Here is a 15,065-nt window from a genome sequence, read left to right on the forward strand (position 1 = left end):
AATACATCCCGCAACCGCCTTGCTTCCGCAGGGCGGCTTTTTGCGTTCGGCACCAACCAACGGCACTTACCAACTCAAGGACCCGAAATGTTTAAAAAGATCCTGATCGCCAACCGTGGTGAAATCGCCTGCCGCGTCATCAAGACCGCGCGCAAGATGGGTATCCAGACGGTTGCCGTCTACTCCGACGCCGACCGCAACGCGCTGCACGTGGAAATGGCCGACGAGGCGGTGCACATCGGCCCGCCCGCCGCCAACCAGTCCTATATCGTCATCGACAAGGTGATGGAGGCGGTCAAGTCTTCAGGTGCCGAAGCGGTCCACCCCGGCTACGGCTTCCTGTCCGAAAACTCGAAATTCGCCGAGGCGCTGCAGGCCGCAGGCGTGGCCTTCGTCGGCCCGCCCGTCGGTGCCATCGAAAAGATGGGCGACAAGATCACCTCGAAGAAGATCGCCCAGGAGGCAGGCGTCAGCACCGTGCCCGGCTACATGGGCCTGATCGACGACGCCGAACACGCGGTCAAGATCGCGACCGAGGTGGGCTATCCGGTGATGATCAAGGCCAGTGCCGGCGGCGGCGGCAAGGGCATGCGCATCGCGTGGAACGACGACGAAGCCCGCGAAGGCTTCCAGTCGTCCAAGAACGAGGCCGCCAACAGCTTTGGCGACGACCGGATCTTCATCGAGAAATTCGTGACCCAGCCGCGCCACATCGAAATCCAGGTGCTCTGCGACAGCCACGGCAACGGCATCTATCTGGGCGAACGCGAATGCTCGATCCAGCGCCGCAACCAGAAGGTCGTCGAAGAGGCCCCCAGCCCCTTTCTGGATGAGAAAACCCGCCGCGCGATGGGCGAACAGGCCGTGGCCCTCGCACAGGCCGTGGATTACGCCAGCGCCGGCACCGTGGAATTCATCGTCGACGGCGACAAGAACTTCTATTTCCTCGAAATGAACACCCGTCTGCAGGTGGAACACCCCGTCACCGAACTGATCACCGGTGTCGATCTGGTCGAACAGATGATCCGCGTCGCCAACGGCGAGGCGCTGACGATCACCCAAGACGACGTGAAGCTGAACGGCTGGGCCATCGAAAACCGGCTTTATGCCGAAGACCCCTATCGCGGCTTCCTGCCCTCCATTGGCCGTCTGACCCGCTACCGTCCCCCCGCCGAGGTTGCCGCAGGCCCGCTGCTGGACAACGACAAATGGCAGGGCGATGCCGCCGCTGGCCCCGTCGCCGTGCGCAACGACACCGGCGTCTTCGAGGGCGGCGAGATCAGCATGTACTACGACCCGATGATCGCCAAGCTCTGCACATGGGCGCCCACCCGCGCCGAAGCGATCGAGGCGATGCGCGTGGCACTCGACAGCTTCGAGGTCGAGGGCATCGGGCACAACCTGCCGTTCCTCTCCGCCGTGATGGATCACCCGATCTTCATCGCGGGCGAGATGACCACCGCCTTCATCGCCGAACAATACCCCGAAGGGTTCGAAGGCGTCGAACTGCCCGAGGACGATCTGAAACGCATCGCCGCCGCCACCGCCGCGATGCACCGCATCGGCGAAATCCGCCGCGCCCGCGTGTCGGGCCGGATGGACAACCACGAACGCAAGGTCGGCACCGACTGGAATGTCGCGGTGCAGGGCCGGTCCTTCGATCTGAAAATCGGCGATGCCGACAGCGCCGGAGCCACGGTCAACTTCCTCGACGGTGACAGCCTGCGCGTGCAGGGCGACTGGACCCCCGGTGACCAGCTGGCCAAGATGACCGTGGGCGATGCGCCTCTGGTGCTGAAAGTCGGCAAGATCAGCGGCGGTTTCCGCATCCGCACCCGTGGTGCCGACCTCAAGGTGCACGTGCGCACCCCGCGTCAGGCGGAACTCGCGCGTCTGATGCCGGAAAAACTGCCGCCCGACACGTCCAAGCTGCTCTTGTGCCCGATGCCGGGGCTGGTGGTGAAACTGAACGTGGCCGAAGGCGATCAGGTCCAGGAAGGGCAGGCGCTCTGCACCATCGAAGCGATGAAGATGGAAAACATCCTGCGCGCCGAAAAGGCGGGCACCGTGTCCAAGGTCAACGCAGGCGAAGGCGACAGCCTTGCCGTCGACGATGTCATCATGGAGTTCGAATAAGCCATCATGGCCCGTGTCGCGTTGCATAACGCCCGCGCACGGGCTTGTGGTGGGGCGCTACCGGCTCAGCCTTCGGGCTGGACCCTGCCGCGCAGTTCCTGCTGGCGCAGCGGCGTCTTGTCGATGCTGCGGGTGATCTCGCGCACGTCCCACGGAAACGGCTTGCGCTGCATCACGTCGCCGTCCTTGTCGATCAGCGCCATCATGTACCCGCGCGGCCGCAGCTTGCGCCGCAATTCCGACCGCGCATCCGGATCGGTGTCCAGCAGCACCACCACGTCACGTTCCAGCAACTCGTCGGCGCGCGCGCGCAGCAGGGCCACCTGCTCGACATACCGCGGGTCCGACGGGCTGTCGGCGAAGACGACGATGGGCCGGTTGATCCATATGAACTGGTCCAGATCTTCCTCGCCCGCCGTGGCGAACAACAGTTCGGCAGGCGTCATGGCAGGCGCAAGGGTCGTTTCGTCCGCCAGCGCCGGAAGTGCACCGAGTGCTATGAAAACAAGGGCAATAAGTCTTTTCATGGTCTCTCCTGTTGACCCTAAGATAAGCATTCGCGCGGCAAATTCGATGCACAAAGTGTTCAACAGTGCGATTAAATCCTCCCCAGGCGAGGCGCGCGCATGATTGTGCCCTCTGACAGGGGCCTCACGCGCCCCATTTGCCCCCGGACATTTCGCCGCCCTGCACGCAGGCGCGCACGGACTTGCCACACTGACACGAGACCCGGAGCGGACAAGAGCGGGACACACCCTGCCGTTCGCCCAACAGACAGAAGGACATGAACATGACCGACAAGAAAGCAGACTGGCGCACCCTGGCCGAGGCCGAACTGCGGGGCCGCCCGCTCGATGACCTGACCTGGAACACGCTCGAAGGGATCAAGGTCCAACCGCTCTATACCGAGGATGACCTTGAGGGCGTAAGCCATCTGGGCACCATCCCCGGCGCGGCTCCTTATACGCGCGGGGTCAAGGCGACGATGTACGCAGGCCGCCCCTGGACCATCCGCCAATACGCGGGCTTCTCCACCGCCGAGGAATCCAACGCCTTCTACCGCCGCAACCTCGCCGCAGGCCAGCAGGGCGTCTCGGTCGCCTTCGACCTTGCGACCCACCGTGGCTATGACAGCGACCACGAACGCGTCGTCGGCGACGTGGGCAAGGCCGGGGTCGCCATCGATTCAGTCGAGGACATGAAGATCCTCTTCGACGGCATCCCGCTGGACAAGGTCAGCGTGTCGATGACGATGAACGGCGCGGTGATCCCGATCCTCGCCAGCTTCATCGTCGCGGGCGAAGAGCAGGGGCACGACCGCAAGGTGCTCTCGGGCACCATCCAGAACGACATCCTCAAGGAATTCATGGTGCGCAACACCTACATCTATCCGCCCGAACCCTCGATGCGGATCATCGGCGACATCATCGAATACACCTCCGACTTCATGCCCCGGTTCAACTCGATCTCGATCTCGGGCTACCACATGCAAGAGGCCGGCGCGAACCTTGTGCAGGAACTCGCCTTCACCCTGGCCGACGGGCGCGAATACGTCCGCACCGCTATCGCCGCAGGCATGGACGTCGACCGTTTCGCCCCGCGCCTGTCGTTCTTCTTTGCCATCGGCATGAACTTCTTCATGGAGGCCGCCAAGCTGCGCGCCGCGCGCCTGCTGTGGTCGCGGATCATGTCCGAATTCGACCCCAAGGACGAAAAGTCCTCGATGCTGCGCACCCACTGCCAGACCTCCGGCGTCAGCCTCGCGGAACAGGACCCCTACAACAACGTCGTGCGCACCGCCTACGAGGCGATGTCGGCGGTCCTCGGCGGCACCCAGTCGCTGCACACCAACTCGTTGGACGAGGCCATTGGCCTGCCCACCGAACATTCCGCCCGCATCGCGCGCAACACCCAGCTGATCCTGCAGGAAGAAACCGGCGTGACAGCCGTGGTCGATCCGCTGGCCGGCTCCTACTACGTCGAAAAGCTGACGCATGATCTGGCCGAAGCCGCATGGCAGCTGATCGAAGAGGTCGAGGAACTGGGCGGCATGACACGCGCCGTCGCCTCCGGCATGCCCAAACTACGCATCGAAGAGGCCGCAGCCACCCGTCAGGCCAACATCGACCGCGGCGACGAGGTGATCGTGGGCGTCAACAAGTACCGCCGCGACAAGGAAGACCCGATCGACATCCTCGACGTGGACAACGTCGCCGTCCGCCTCAGCCAGATCGCACGGCTCGAGCGTATCCGCGACACCCGCGACGACGCGGCCTGCACCGCCGCACTGGACGAGCTCAGCCGCCGCGCATCCGAGGGCGGCAACCTGTTGGACGCAGCGGTCGACGCCGCCCGCGCCCGCGCCACTGTGGGGGAAATCAGCATGGCAATGGAAAAAGTGTTCGGACGCCACCGCGCCGAGGTCAAGACACTGGCAGGCGTCTACGGTGCCGCCTACGAAGGCGACGAAGGCTTTGCCGCCATCCAGAAATCGGTCGAGGATTTCGCCGAGGAAGAAGGCCGCCGCCCGCGCATGCTGGTGGTCAAGATGGGCCAGGACGGCCACGACCGCGGCGCCAAGGTTATCGCCACAGCCTTCGCCGACATCGGTTTCGACGTCGACGTGGGCCCGCTGTTCCAGACCCCCGCCGAGGCGGCGCAGGACGCGGTCGACAACGACGTGCACGTGATCGGCATCAGCTCTCAGGCCGCAGGCCACAAGACATTGGCCCCGCAACTGGTGCAGGCGCTGAAAGACGCAGGTGCAGGCGACATTCTGGTGATCTGCGGCGGCGTGATCCCGCAGCAGGACTACCAGTTCCTCTATGATGCGGGCGTCAAGGCGATCTTCGGCCCCGGCACCAACATCCCCGCCGCCGCTCAGGACATCCTGCGTCTGATCCGCGAAACCCGCGATTGATGTGCACACGGGGCCGCGTCGCACATGGGCGCGGCCCCAAACACCAAGGAACACACAGATGATGCAGCTCGATCATATCGCGGTGGCAGGCGCCACATTGGCCGAGGCGACGGACCACGTCGAAAACGCCCTTGGCGTGACCCTGCAGGCAGGCGGCGAACATGCAGTGTTCCACACCCACAACACCCTGCTGGGCCTCGATGACGGGCTCTACCTCGAAGCGATTGCAATCAACCCCGACGCGCCTGCGCCCGACCGGGCGCGCTGGTTCGATCTGGACCGGTTTTCCGGCCCCGCGCGGCTGACCAACTGGATCTGCCGCTGCGACGATATGGAGGCAATGCTGGCGCAGATGCCCGATCTGGACTCCGACGGCGCAGGCCGTCCCGTCGATCTGCAACGCGGCGATCTGCGCTGGCGCATGGCCGTGCCGCCCTCGGGCATCCTGCCCTTCGACAATTGCTGGCCCGCGCTGATCCAGTGGCAGACGCCCACCCACCCCGCCGACCGATTGGCCGCCCGTGGCGTGCGTCTGTCGCGGCTGATCGTCAGCCATCCGCAGGCCGACACCCTGCGCGCGGCCCTCGCGCCGATGCTGGACGACACCCGCGTCGTCTTCGACACCGGCCCCGCCGCCCTGCGCGCCGAATTCGACACCCCCCACGGCAGGCGCACGCTGTGATCCGCGCCGCCACGCCCCAGGATGCGCCCGCCATCGCCGCGATCTGGAACGCGGTGATTGCTTTGCCCCACATCACCTTCACCACCGACACCAAATCCGACGCCGACGTCGCGGCACTGATCCACGCCCGCGACGGCGCCTTCTGGGTCGCCACTGCGGACGACACCGTCGCAGGCTTTGCCACCTTCGGCAGCTTTCGCGCAGGGCCGGGCTATCGCCACACGGCGGAACATTCGGTCATGCTGGGGCCACAGGCGCGGGGCAGGGGCCTTGGCCGCGCGTTGATGGGTGCCGTGCAATCAGGCGCCACGGCCCGCGACATTCACCTGCTGGTCGCGGGCATCAGCGGTGCCAACCCCGACGCCGTGGCCTTTCACCAACGCCTTGGATTTACGCAGTCCGGCACAATTCCACAGGCCGGGCGCAAGAACGACCGCTGGCATGACCTGATTTTGATGCACAAAGTGTTGATCCCGTCCTGACACTGTCACGCGACAGGTCTATGGTGCGCCCCATGTCGATCTGGACTCGCATAACCGAAGCGCTCAGCGCACTTGCCGCAGGCGAAGGGCTGTCTGCGGTTTTCGACCGCCTGCGCACGCCCCCCGAACGCTCGGTGGGCTTTGCCATCGCCGTCATCGCGCTCTCGGCCAAGATGGCCAAGGCCGACGGTCAGGTCACCCGCGCCGAGGTCATGGCCTTCCGCGAGGTGTTCCACATCGCCCCCGAGGACGAGGCGGGTGCCGCCCGCGTCTTCAACCTGGCACGTCAGGACGTTGCAGGCTTCGACGTCTATGCCCGCCGCATCCACGCGATGTTCCGCGACCAGCCCGAAACCCTCTATGACCTGATGGAGGGGCTGTTCCACATCGCCCTCGCCGACGGCCACTACCACGAGGACGAGGCCGCATTCCTCGAACGCGTGGCCGAGATATTCGACCTCTCCGCCGCCCGCTTCGAGGCGCTGCGCGCGCGCTCCGTGCCCAACCAGAAATGCGATCCCTACACCGTCCTCGGCGTCGAATGCGAAGCCGACCTGCAAACCACCCGCGCCGCGTGGCGCAAGCTGGTGCGCGAGAATCACCCCGACGTGCTGATGTCGCGCGGCCTGCCCGAAGAGGCGATCGGCATGGCCCAGAAACGCCTGATCGAGATCAACCGCGCCTGGGAAGAAATCCAGCAAAGCGCCGCCTGATGCGGCTGGCCACCTACAACGTCGAATGGTTCAACGCGCTTTTCGACGATGACGGCACGCCCATGACCGATGACACACCCTCGGCCCGCTACGGCATCACCTGCGCCCGGCAGACCGGGGCGCTTGGCACCGTGTTCACGGCACTCGATGCCGATGCGGTGATGATCATCGAGGCCCCCGACCACAACCGCCGCCGCGACACCGTCCGCGCGCTTGAAAACTTCGCGCACCTCTTCGATCTGCGCGCCCGCCGCGCCGTCACCGGCTTTGTGAACGACACCCAGCAGGAAATCGCGCTGCTCTATGATCCCGACATGCTGTCGGCCACCCACGATCCCGTAGGCCACCCCACCGGCAAGAAGGGCGCGCCCGACGGCCCGCGTTTCGACGGCACCTTCCGCATTGATCTGGACGTGGACAACACCCAGGACCTGATCCGCTTTTCAAAACCCCCGCTGGAACTGGCGATGCGCAGCCACGCGACCGACTTTGCGTTCCGCATCATCGGCGCGCACCTGAAATCCAAGGCCCCGCACGGCGCCACCACCCGCGACCAGATCATGCGCCATTCCATCGCCAACCGGCGCAAGCAACTGGCACAGGCGATCTGGCTGCGCGCCCGCATCACCGACCATCTGGCCACGGGCACGCCCCTGATCGTGATGGGCGACATGAACGACGGTCCGGGCCTCGACGAATACGAACACCTCTTTGGCCGCTCCTCGGTCGAGATTCTGCTGGGCGGCGCGGGACAAGAGCCGATGTACGACCCCCATGCGCGCCTTGCCCTCAGCCGCCGGCTGGGCGTCATGCCGACCACCGCGCGGTTCTGGATCGTCCCCGAGAAACGCTATCTGCAGGCGCTGCTCGACTATATCATGATCTCGCCCGACCTGCGCAGCCGCGCGCCGTCCTGGCGCATCTGGCATCCGCTGGATGATCCCGACTGCTGGCAGGTGCCGCAGCTGCGCGATGCGCTGGTCACCGCCTCCGACCATTTCCCGGTGACGCTGGACATCGAAATGTAATTGAATTGTCACGAATTGCCCCCATATTGGGGGGCATGAGACGCCTGTTCATCCCCGTGACCCTCGTGGCGGCCCTGGCCACCCCGTCCTACGCCCAGCAGGACGACGGCGACGGCCTGTCGCTTATGGAGCGCGGCGCACAGATGTTCATGGAAGGCATCCTGAAAGAGATGGAACCCGCGATCGAGGGGCTTTCCGAAGATTTCGGCCCCGCCGTGCGCGGCTTTGCCGAACAGATGGGCCCCGCCCTGCGCGATCTGATGGAAACCGTCGAGGACTGGAGCGTTTATGACCCGCCCGAGATCCTGCCCAATGGCGACATCATCATCCGCCGCAAACCCGACGCGCCCGACTACGAGCCGCGCGAGGGCGAGATCGAAATCTGACCTATGCCTTTGGCGTCCTGCGCCGGGTCTTGACCGTCAGATCGGCCCCCATGCTGCTGGCCAGTGACGCCAGACGCGCCTCGGCGACCTCACCATAAAGCGGCACAACAGCAGGCGACAGATGCAGCTCAAGCTGCTTTTTCTTCGGATACCAGCGGAACTCACCCCGATCCGCGTCCTGTTGCATCCAGAACATCGCCCCGAACCGCATCGCCTTGCCCAAAATCTCGGCGTCGCGCCGGGTGCGTTCGTCCAGCACATCATAGAGGTTGGCGAACGGCGTCCCCTCGCGCTTGTTGGAATAGCGGTGCAGCAGCGCCAGCCCCAGGAATATCCGCTCCGAGTGTTTCAGCCCGCCCAGATTGGCGCGGGTGGCGTTGTCGAAACAGACCTCGGCGCGGTAATCGGGGTGCGCGCGCCAGCTGACGTCATGCAGCAGACAGGCCGCCTTGATCAGCCGCTTGCGCTGGACCGGGGCGGATTTGAACAGCGGCATCACGAAGTCATACAAGGTCCGGCCAAAGCCGGGCAGGCGGGCGTCCTTCGCCTCGGCAAAGCGGCAGGCCTCGATCAGCGGGTCGCGGTCGCGCAGCCGCTGCGGCATCTGCTCATAAAGCAGCCCCTCGCGGATACCATAGGATGACACCGCGATGTCCTTCGGCTTGAACGTGCGCACCAGCCGCGACAGCACCTCGGCGGCCAGCGGCACCAGCCCCATCCGTTGCGACGAGATCCCGCAGGCATTGCGCAGCTCTTCGGGGTCATTGTCGGCGATGAACGCCACGGTCTTGGCCACGCTCGCAGGGGTCATGCGGTATTCGTGCAGCACGTGCAGCGGATATGTCTGACGGTACATGTCGATCCGCGCAATCGCCCGCCACGATCCGCCGACCAGGAACAGCCGGTCGCGCTGGATGCCCATGGCCTCCTGCAACTGGTCCATCACCGTGGCGATGTGATCGCGGCGACCTTTCTTGCCGCCCTTGACGTCCACCAGCTTCAGCGGACCCAGCTGCGATGTCTCGCGCCGCCCGACGCGCCCGCCCGAAATCTCGGCCAGCTCCATCGACGACCCGCCGATGTCACAGACCAGACCATACGCACCGGGCCAACCCAGCAGCACGCCCTGCGCCGACAATCGCGCCTCTTCGCGCCCGTCGATCACCCAGATGCGCAGGCCCGTCTCGCGCAGCACGTCGGCGCAGAAATCCGCACCGTCCGTCGCATCGCGCACCGCAGCCGTCGCCACCAGCGTCAGTTCCGGCAGGTTCATGCCGTCCGCCAGATGCTTAAACCGGATCAATGCCGCCAGCGCCCGCTTGCGCCCCGACGGGTTCAGCGTCCCGCTTTCGCTCAGGCCCGCGCCCAGGGCGCACATGATCTTTTCGTTGTAGAAATACGCGGGGCTGCGCGCCGCACCGTCGAACACCACCAGCCGGACCGAGTTCGACCCGATGTCGACCACGCCCACCCGCGACAGGGCGCGCGCGCCGGGGTCCTGAAACAGGGGCCGCCCGAAAGGCCCCCAGTCGTTTGTACCAGTCTTGTCGGTAACGGGTTCAGTCGCAGGCTCGATCGGATCGGTCATCTGGTTCCCTGTGGCCGCCGCAGTGTCGCCTGGCGACCATGGCCCAGCCGGTGGACGGGGTCAATCAGTCCTCGGTGTGGGTCAGTTGCGGCACGTCCGACGCACCCGCCGATCCACGCCCCGAAAGCGACGGATTTTCCATGAAAAACCGATGGCAGTTGAAGGCAAAGCCGCCCTCGGGCAGTTCGGGGCGCACGAATGTTCCATCCGGCGCCATCACCCAGCTTTGCGCAACGTCAGCCAGGTTCGCGGCCATCACCTGACTGGTGATCTGTGATTTCACCGTGGGATTCTCGATCTCGACCAGCGTTTCGACACGCCGGTTCAGGTTGCGCCCCATCCAGTCGGCGGACGAGATGAACACCCGCGCCTTCTTGTGCGGCAGCCCCTTGCCGTTGCCGAAACACACGATCCGCGAATGTTCCAGAAACCGCCCGATGATGGATTTGACGCGGATGTTCTCGCTCAGCCCCTTCACGCCGGGGCGCAGGCCACAGATGCCACGGATCACCAGACTGATCTTCACGCCCGCCTGCGACGCCGCATAAAGCGCGTCGATCACGTCGGCATCGACCAGCGCGTTCATCTTGGCCCAGATTTCCGCAGGCCGCCCGGCAGCGGCATGTTCCGCCTCGCCCGCGATCATCTCCAGCAGGCGCGGCTTCAGCGTGGTCGGCGAAATCGCCAGATTGTCCAGCGCGGCGGGTTCCGCGTACCCGGACAGGAAATTGAACACCTTGGTCGCGTCGCGACCCAGCTTCGGGTCGCAGGTGAACAGCGACAGATCGGTATAGATCCTGGCCGTGATCGGATGGTAATTGCCGGTCCCGTAGTGGGTATAGGTCACCAGCTCGTCACCCTCGCGGCGCACCACCGTGCTGATCTTGGCGTGTGTCTTCAGGTCGATGAACCCGTAAACCACGTGCGCGCCCGCCCGCTCCAGACGCCGCGACTGCTGGATGTTCGCCGCCTCGTCAAAGCGCGCCTTCAACTCGACCAGCGCGGTCACCGACTTGCCGTCCTCGGCCGCCTCGCATAGCGCCTCGACGATGGGCGAGCGTTTCGAGGTCCGGTAAAGCGTCTGCTTGATCGCCACCACATTGGGATCGCGCGCCGCCTGTTGCAGGAACCGGATCACCATCTCGAAGGTCTCGTAGGGGTGGTGCAGCAGCATGTCCTTCTGGCGGATCGCGGCGAACATGTCGCCTTCGAAATCCGTCACACGTTCGGGCACACGCGGCGTGAACGTCGGCCACAACAGCTCGGGGCGGCTGTCCAACACCAGCTTGCCCAGATCGGCCAGCCCGATCATCCCGTCAATCTCGATCACTTCGGAATGCACGACGTTCAGCTCGCGCATGATCACCGATTTCAGCCGCTCGGGCGCGCCGGCCGAATGCAGCATCCGCACCACTTCGCCCCGGCGGCGTCGTTTCAGCGCGACCTCGAATTCGCGCACCAGATCCTCGGCCTCGTCCTCGACCTCAAGATCGCTGTCGCGCAGCACCTGAAACTCGAAATGCGCCATCAGCTGATAGCCGGGGAACAGCGTGCCGATCTGTTCGACCAGCAATTCCTCCAGCGGCAGGAACCGCGTGCCATGTCCGGGCAGGGCCACGAACCGGTCGATCTGCGCCGGGATCGGCAGCAGCGCCTGCAACGGGCGCTTGTCCGCCGTGCGTTGCAGTTGCAGCGCCAGCGCATAGCCGGTGTTGGGAATGAACGGGAACGGATGCGCGGGGTCGATCGCCAGCGGCGACAGCACGGCAAAGACGTGGTTCAGGAAATATTCGGCAAGGAAATTCTTGTCCTCTGACGTCAGCTCTTCGCGGGTCAGCACGTCGATGCCTTCGGCTTCCATTTCCGCCAGCAGGTCCGCCAGCACCCGTTGCTGCGACAGCATCAGCGCGCGCGCTTCCTCGTGGATCAGCACCAGTTGCTCGGCGGGGGTCAGCCCGTCGGCGGCGGGCGTGGTGTTGCCCGCAATCGCAAGCTCGCGCAGACCGGCCACGCGCACGGTATAGAATTCGTCCAGATTGCCCGCGCTGATCGACAGGAACCGCAGCCGCTCCAGCAGCGGCACGCGGGTGTTTTCCGCCTCTTCCAGCACGCGCCAGTTGAAGGCAAGCCAGCTCAGCTCGCGGTTGACGAAACGGCCCGGTCCCGACAGATCGAGATCGTCGAGGACTTGGGCATCGGGGAACGGGTGTTTGAGAAAATCTGCCTGTGACATGGCGCGCTTATGACCAGATATTGTAAATGAATTGTAACAATCCTCGCGCGTTTCGACGGTGAATGTCCAGCTTCAAGCCTTTGAAACCACTTTAATATGGCAGATCGGCGCTTATGCCGGGCGTCACTGCGTGTCGCGGCCCAGAACCTTGGCCGCCATCACCCGCGTCACCGGCTTTTGCGTGCGCAGCGATTCTGCGTCCAGTGCGGCGACCATGCGCCGCGCCGCCTCGAACGACCGCTCCATATGCAGCGTCAGATAGGGGATCACATCGACGCGCGGCTTCAACTGGCGGTCGGCGAACAGCTTGGCCAGAACCGCCGTCAGCAGCGCGTCGTCGGGCGGCTCCAGCATCGCGGCCTGCGTGCCGCCCACGCGACTTTGCAGATCGGGCAGGGCCAGACCCCAGTGGGTCGGTGCACCGCGCCCGGTCATCAGCAGCGGCTGGCGGTTGGCCAGCGCCAGGTTGTGCAGGTGAAACAGCGCCGTCATCGCCTCGGTGTCGCCTGCGATCTGCGGCACGTCCTCGACCGCGATTGCCCCGCCCGCCAGTTCGGGAATGTCCGCGCCGACAAGATCACCCGCCGCCACGATCCGCGCCTCCGTCAGACCGGCCCACACATGCGTCAGATGCGTCTTGCCCGCGCCCGGTGGTCCGGTCAGCACCAGCTTGCCGTCGGGCCACTGCGCCCAGCTTTCGATCAGGCTGACCGCGACCGCATTGCCGGGCGACACCATGAAGTCGTCACGCCCCAGCGCTGTCCGCGTTGGCAGGTCAAGGCTCAGCTGCTCGGGCATGTCAGTCCAGCCCGTGCCGATCCGGCACCGTCGCGCTTTGGGTGCGCGCGTCCGGCACGACTTCGTCATTCTCATCCAGATGATGATCCGACAGCCCGCGATACAGCAGGCTCTGCTGATACTGCGTGACCGCGAACCGCGTCACCACGCCCAATGCGGCGGCCACCGGCACCGCCACCAGCATACCGACAAAGCCAAAGAGCGTGCCGAACACCGACAGCGCAAGGATCAGCCACACAGGGTGCAGCCCGACCGAATTGCCCACCAGTTTCGGCGTCAGGAAATTGCCCTCGACCACCTGACCGATCACGAAGATGCCCGCGACCAGCCCCAGCGACACCCAGTCGCCCCAGAACTGGAACAGCCCCAGCCCGATGGCCAGCGCCCCGCCGATCAGCGCGCCCAGATAGGGAATGAACGTGACCAGCCCCGCGACAAAGCCCACGACCAGCCCGAATTGCAGCCCCACCAGCATCAGCGCCACGGCGTAATAGGCCCCCAGGATCAGACAGACCGTGCCCATCCCGCGAATGAACGACGCCAGCGTGTTGTCGATCTGCCCCGCCAGCTTGCGGATCGTGGGCGCATGATCGCGCGGCAGCAACTCGTCGACACGCGCCACCATCCGGTCCCAGTCCAGCAGCAGGTAGACCGACACCACCGGCACGATCACCAGCAGAACGACGAGGTTCAACAGCGATGCCGCACTGCTCAGCGCGGTCGTCACCAGCTCGCCGCCGCGCTCCTGCACCGTCACGGCCAGACTGTCGAGCGACTGTCGCAACGTGCTTTCGGCATCCAGCAACGAGGGAAAACGCTCGGTCAGGAAGGTGCCGAAGTTGCGGGCAAGCTGCGGCGCGGTGTTGAACAGCTGCACCGACTGGTTGATCAGCGTCGGCACCACCAGCAGCGCCATCAGCACGAAAAGCAAGATCGCCACCAGCGTGATGATCGCAGTGGCCACAACCCGGCTGACGCCCATCCGCTCCAGCCTGTCGGCGACGGGATCAAGGAAATAGGCAATCGCGCCCCCCAGCAGGAAGGGCACCAGAACGTCGCCCAGCACCCAAAGCAGGACGAAGAACACGACTGCGGCCAGGCCCCAGTATTTCATCTGATCGCGGACGGGCAAACCCATGTGAGGCTCCTGTTGGATGTCGAAATACACATCGCCCATGGCGGGCACGGTTACAAGGGGGCAGGGGGCTGCAAGGGCGCCGGGGTTTGGCCGGCGTGCGGTGGTTTTGACGAACCGATTAACACACGGCCCTTTTGGGCGTCATTCCACAGAATTGAATACAGTATAGGTCAGTCGATATTTGATAAGCTTGCCTTATTTGGTTGGCATTCCTTCGAATCCCCGTATTAATGATTTATTAACATTTTGATTCAGGAGTTTTTTCATGGGCCCTTTAATGCTGATGGCTTGGTTTTCGGGTCTGCTGCTGCACTTGGGCGACGATTCAGAGAACGAAGAAGATCTGGACACCCCCGAAGAGCCTGAAACACCCGAAGAACCGGATGCCGAACTCGATACAGGTGCATCTTTCGTTCGCACCGATGACGGCGTTGAACTTGAACTCGGCGATGACGAGACAGGCTCACTGGCCGTCATCTACTATCTGGACACCGAAGATAACCCGGACGATTTCATTCAGATCGACGAAGCCAGATTTTATCTGGTTCCCGAGGGCGTGGATTGGTCGAACGCATCCTGGGAAACCCGCGACGATGTTCCCGGTCAGAATGAGTCCGAAGGTCCGCGCGGCTATGATCTGGAAGATTTCGAAGAGCATTTCGGGCTGGAACTGCTCGGCACAGTCAATCTCAAGGGTGTTCCCGTTGATGAAGATGACCCCAGCAATCGTTTTGGCGGGATCACTGCCAACGCGCCTGTCGAAGGCTATTATCTCGAGGCCGGAACAGACACCGACACCCTGATTTCCTTCCTGCCGGAAGATTTCGTTCCGACACTGTTGGTTTTCATTGAGAACTGACCCGGTAGCCCCATAAATTTTCACTGAGAATTGACCCATGTGAACACATTGCCCTGACGATTCTGATCAGGGAGATATGGAGTGATCGACATGGGATTTTTG

At 64.3% G+C, this 15,065-nt stretch carries 13 protein-coding genes; 8 read left to right on the plus strand and 5 right to left on the minus strand.

The window, feature by feature from the left end; genetic code table 11:
• Positions 1-87: 87 nt before the first annotated feature.
• Positions 88-2,136, plus strand: a complete 2,049-nt coding sequence (locus NTA49_RS11345; RefSeq protein WP_258294883.1) for an acetyl-CoA carboxylase biotin carboxylase subunit — start codon at positions 88-90, stop codon at positions 2,134-2,136.
• A gap of 65 nt (positions 2,137-2,201) precedes the next feature.
• Here NTA49_RS11345 and NTA49_RS11350 read toward each other — a convergent pair whose 3' ends face one another.
• Entirely contained in the window at positions 2,202-2,663 is a 462-nt protein-coding gene (locus tag NTA49_RS11350) for a DUF4174 domain-containing protein (RefSeq protein WP_258294884.1), read from the minus strand.
• 263 nt (positions 2,664-2,926) lie between these two features.
• Between NTA49_RS11350 and scpA the strand changes: the two genes are divergently transcribed.
• The 6 genes from scpA to NTA49_RS11380 are packed head-to-tail and all read left to right on the plus strand — an operon-like array spanning position 2,927 to position 8,347.
• The gene (scpA, locus tag NTA49_RS11355) at positions 2,927-5,056 is read left to right on the plus strand and encodes a methylmalonyl-CoA mutase (RefSeq protein WP_258294885.1); all 2,130 of its coding nucleotides are present in this window, start codon (positions 2,927-2,929) and stop codon (positions 5,054-5,056) included.
• A gap of 58 nt (positions 5,057-5,114) precedes the next feature.
• Positions 5,115-5,738: a VOC family protein gene (locus NTA49_RS11360; protein WP_258294886.1), complete on the plus strand. Its 624-nt coding sequence runs from the start codon at positions 5,115-5,117 to the stop codon at positions 5,736-5,738.
• Entirely contained in the window at positions 5,735-6,220 is a 486-nt protein-coding gene (locus NTA49_RS11365) for a GNAT family N-acetyltransferase (protein ID WP_258294887.1), read from the plus strand. Before NTA49_RS11360 ends, NTA49_RS11365 begins: the two co-directional genes overlap by 4 nt.
• Before the next feature lie 32 nt (positions 6,221-6,252).
• Positions 6,253-6,933 (plus strand): molecular chaperone DjiA, encoded by a 681-nt coding sequence (locus NTA49_RS11370; RefSeq protein WP_258294888.1) that lies wholly within the window; start codon positions 6,253-6,255, stop codon positions 6,931-6,933.
• Positions 6,933-7,961, plus strand: coding sequence for an endonuclease/exonuclease/phosphatase family protein (locus NTA49_RS11375; protein ID WP_258294889.1), 1,029 nt, complete (start codon positions 6,933-6,935; stop codon positions 7,959-7,961). The genes NTA49_RS11370 and NTA49_RS11375 overlap by 1 nt, the downstream gene beginning before the upstream one ends.
• A 35-nt stretch (positions 7,962-7,996) precedes the next feature.
• Complete coding sequence (locus NTA49_RS11380; RefSeq protein ID WP_258294890.1) at positions 7,997-8,347, plus strand: hypothetical protein; 351 nt, start codon at positions 7,997-7,999, stop codon at positions 8,345-8,347.
• Between the two features lies 1 nt (position 8,348).
• Here NTA49_RS11380 and NTA49_RS11385 read toward each other — a convergent pair whose 3' ends face one another.
• From NTA49_RS11385 to NTA49_RS11400, 4 genes are all read right to left on the minus strand, one after another.
• On the minus strand, positions 8,349-9,935 hold the full coding sequence (locus NTA49_RS11385) for a Ppx/GppA family phosphatase (protein ID WP_258294891.1): 1,587 nt from the start codon (positions 9,933-9,935) through the stop codon (positions 8,349-8,351).
• Positions 9,936-9,999: 64 nt separating this feature from the next.
• Positions 10,000-12,168 (minus strand): RNA degradosome polyphosphate kinase, encoded by a 2,169-nt coding sequence (locus NTA49_RS11390; RefSeq protein WP_258294892.1) that lies wholly within the window; start codon positions 12,166-12,168, stop codon positions 10,000-10,002.
• A gap of 123 nt (positions 12,169-12,291) precedes the next feature.
• A complete protein-coding gene (locus tag NTA49_RS11395) occupies positions 12,292-12,966 on the minus strand; it encodes a P-loop NTPase family protein (RefSeq protein ID WP_258294893.1) in 675 nt (224 codons plus the stop codon).
• Position 12,967: 1 nt separating this feature from the next.
• Entirely contained in the window at positions 12,968-14,104 is a 1,137-nt protein-coding gene (locus NTA49_RS11400; RefSeq protein WP_258294894.1) for an AI-2E family transporter, read from the minus strand.
• Positions 14,105-14,369: 265 nt separating this feature from the next.
• On the opposite strand from NTA49_RS11400, the gene NTA49_RS11405 reads away from it, so the two are divergent.
• Complete coding sequence (locus NTA49_RS11405; protein ID WP_258294895.1) at positions 14,370-14,963, plus strand: hypothetical protein; 594 nt, start codon at positions 14,370-14,372, stop codon at positions 14,961-14,963.
• Positions 14,964-15,065: the final 102 nt, after the last annotated feature.

It is taken from the genome of Pseudosulfitobacter koreensis (genome assembly GCF_024733015.1).
In the GTDB taxonomy this organism is placed as follows: Bacteria; Pseudomonadota; Alphaproteobacteria; order Rhodobacterales; family Rhodobacteraceae; genus Pseudosulfitobacter; species Pseudosulfitobacter koreensis.

What these genes read in the sequence shown, in the direction of transcription:
- NTA49_RS11345 (WP_258294883.1), top strand. Translation starts at nt 88, where the DNA reads ATGTTTAAAAAGATCCTGATCGCCAACCGTGGTGAAATCGCCTGCCGC.
- NTA49_RS11350 (WP_258294884.1), bottom strand. Translation starts at nt 2,663, where the DNA reads ATGAAAAGACTTATTGCCCTTGTTTTCATAGCACTCGGTGCACTTCCG.
- scpA (WP_258294885.1), top strand. Translation starts at nt 2,927, where the DNA reads ATGACCGACAAGAAAGCAGACTGGCGCACCCTGGCCGAGGCCGAACTG.
- NTA49_RS11360 (WP_258294886.1), top strand. Translation starts at nt 5,115, where the DNA reads ATGATGCAGCTCGATCATATCGCGGTGGCAGGCGCCACATTGGCCGAG.
- NTA49_RS11370 (WP_258294888.1), top strand. Translation starts at nt 6,253, where the DNA reads ATGTCGATCTGGACTCGCATAACCGAAGCGCTCAGCGCACTTGCCGCA.
- NTA49_RS11375 (WP_258294889.1), top strand. Translation starts at nt 6,933, where the DNA reads ATGCGGCTGGCCACCTACAACGTCGAATGGTTCAACGCGCTTTTCGAC.
- NTA49_RS11380 (WP_258294890.1), top strand. Translation starts at nt 7,997, where the DNA reads ATGAGACGCCTGTTCATCCCCGTGACCCTCGTGGCGGCCCTGGCCACC.
- NTA49_RS11385 (WP_258294891.1), bottom strand. Translation starts at nt 9,935, where the DNA reads ATGACCGATCCGATCGAGCCTGCGACTGAACCCGTTACCGACAAGACT.
- NTA49_RS11390 (WP_258294892.1), bottom strand. Translation starts at nt 12,168, where the DNA reads ATGTCACAGGCAGATTTTCTCAAACACCCGTTCCCCGATGCCCAAGTC.
- NTA49_RS11395 (WP_258294893.1), bottom strand. Translation starts at nt 12,966, where the DNA reads ATGCCCGAGCAGCTGAGCCTTGACCTGCCAACGCGGACAGCGCTGGGG.
- NTA49_RS11400 (WP_258294894.1), bottom strand. Translation starts at nt 14,104, where the DNA reads ATGGGTTTGCCCGTCCGCGATCAGATGAAATACTGGGGCCTGGCCGCA.
- NTA49_RS11405 (WP_258294895.1), top strand. Translation starts at nt 14,370, where the DNA reads ATGGGCCCTTTAATGCTGATGGCTTGGTTTTCGGGTCTGCTGCTGCAC.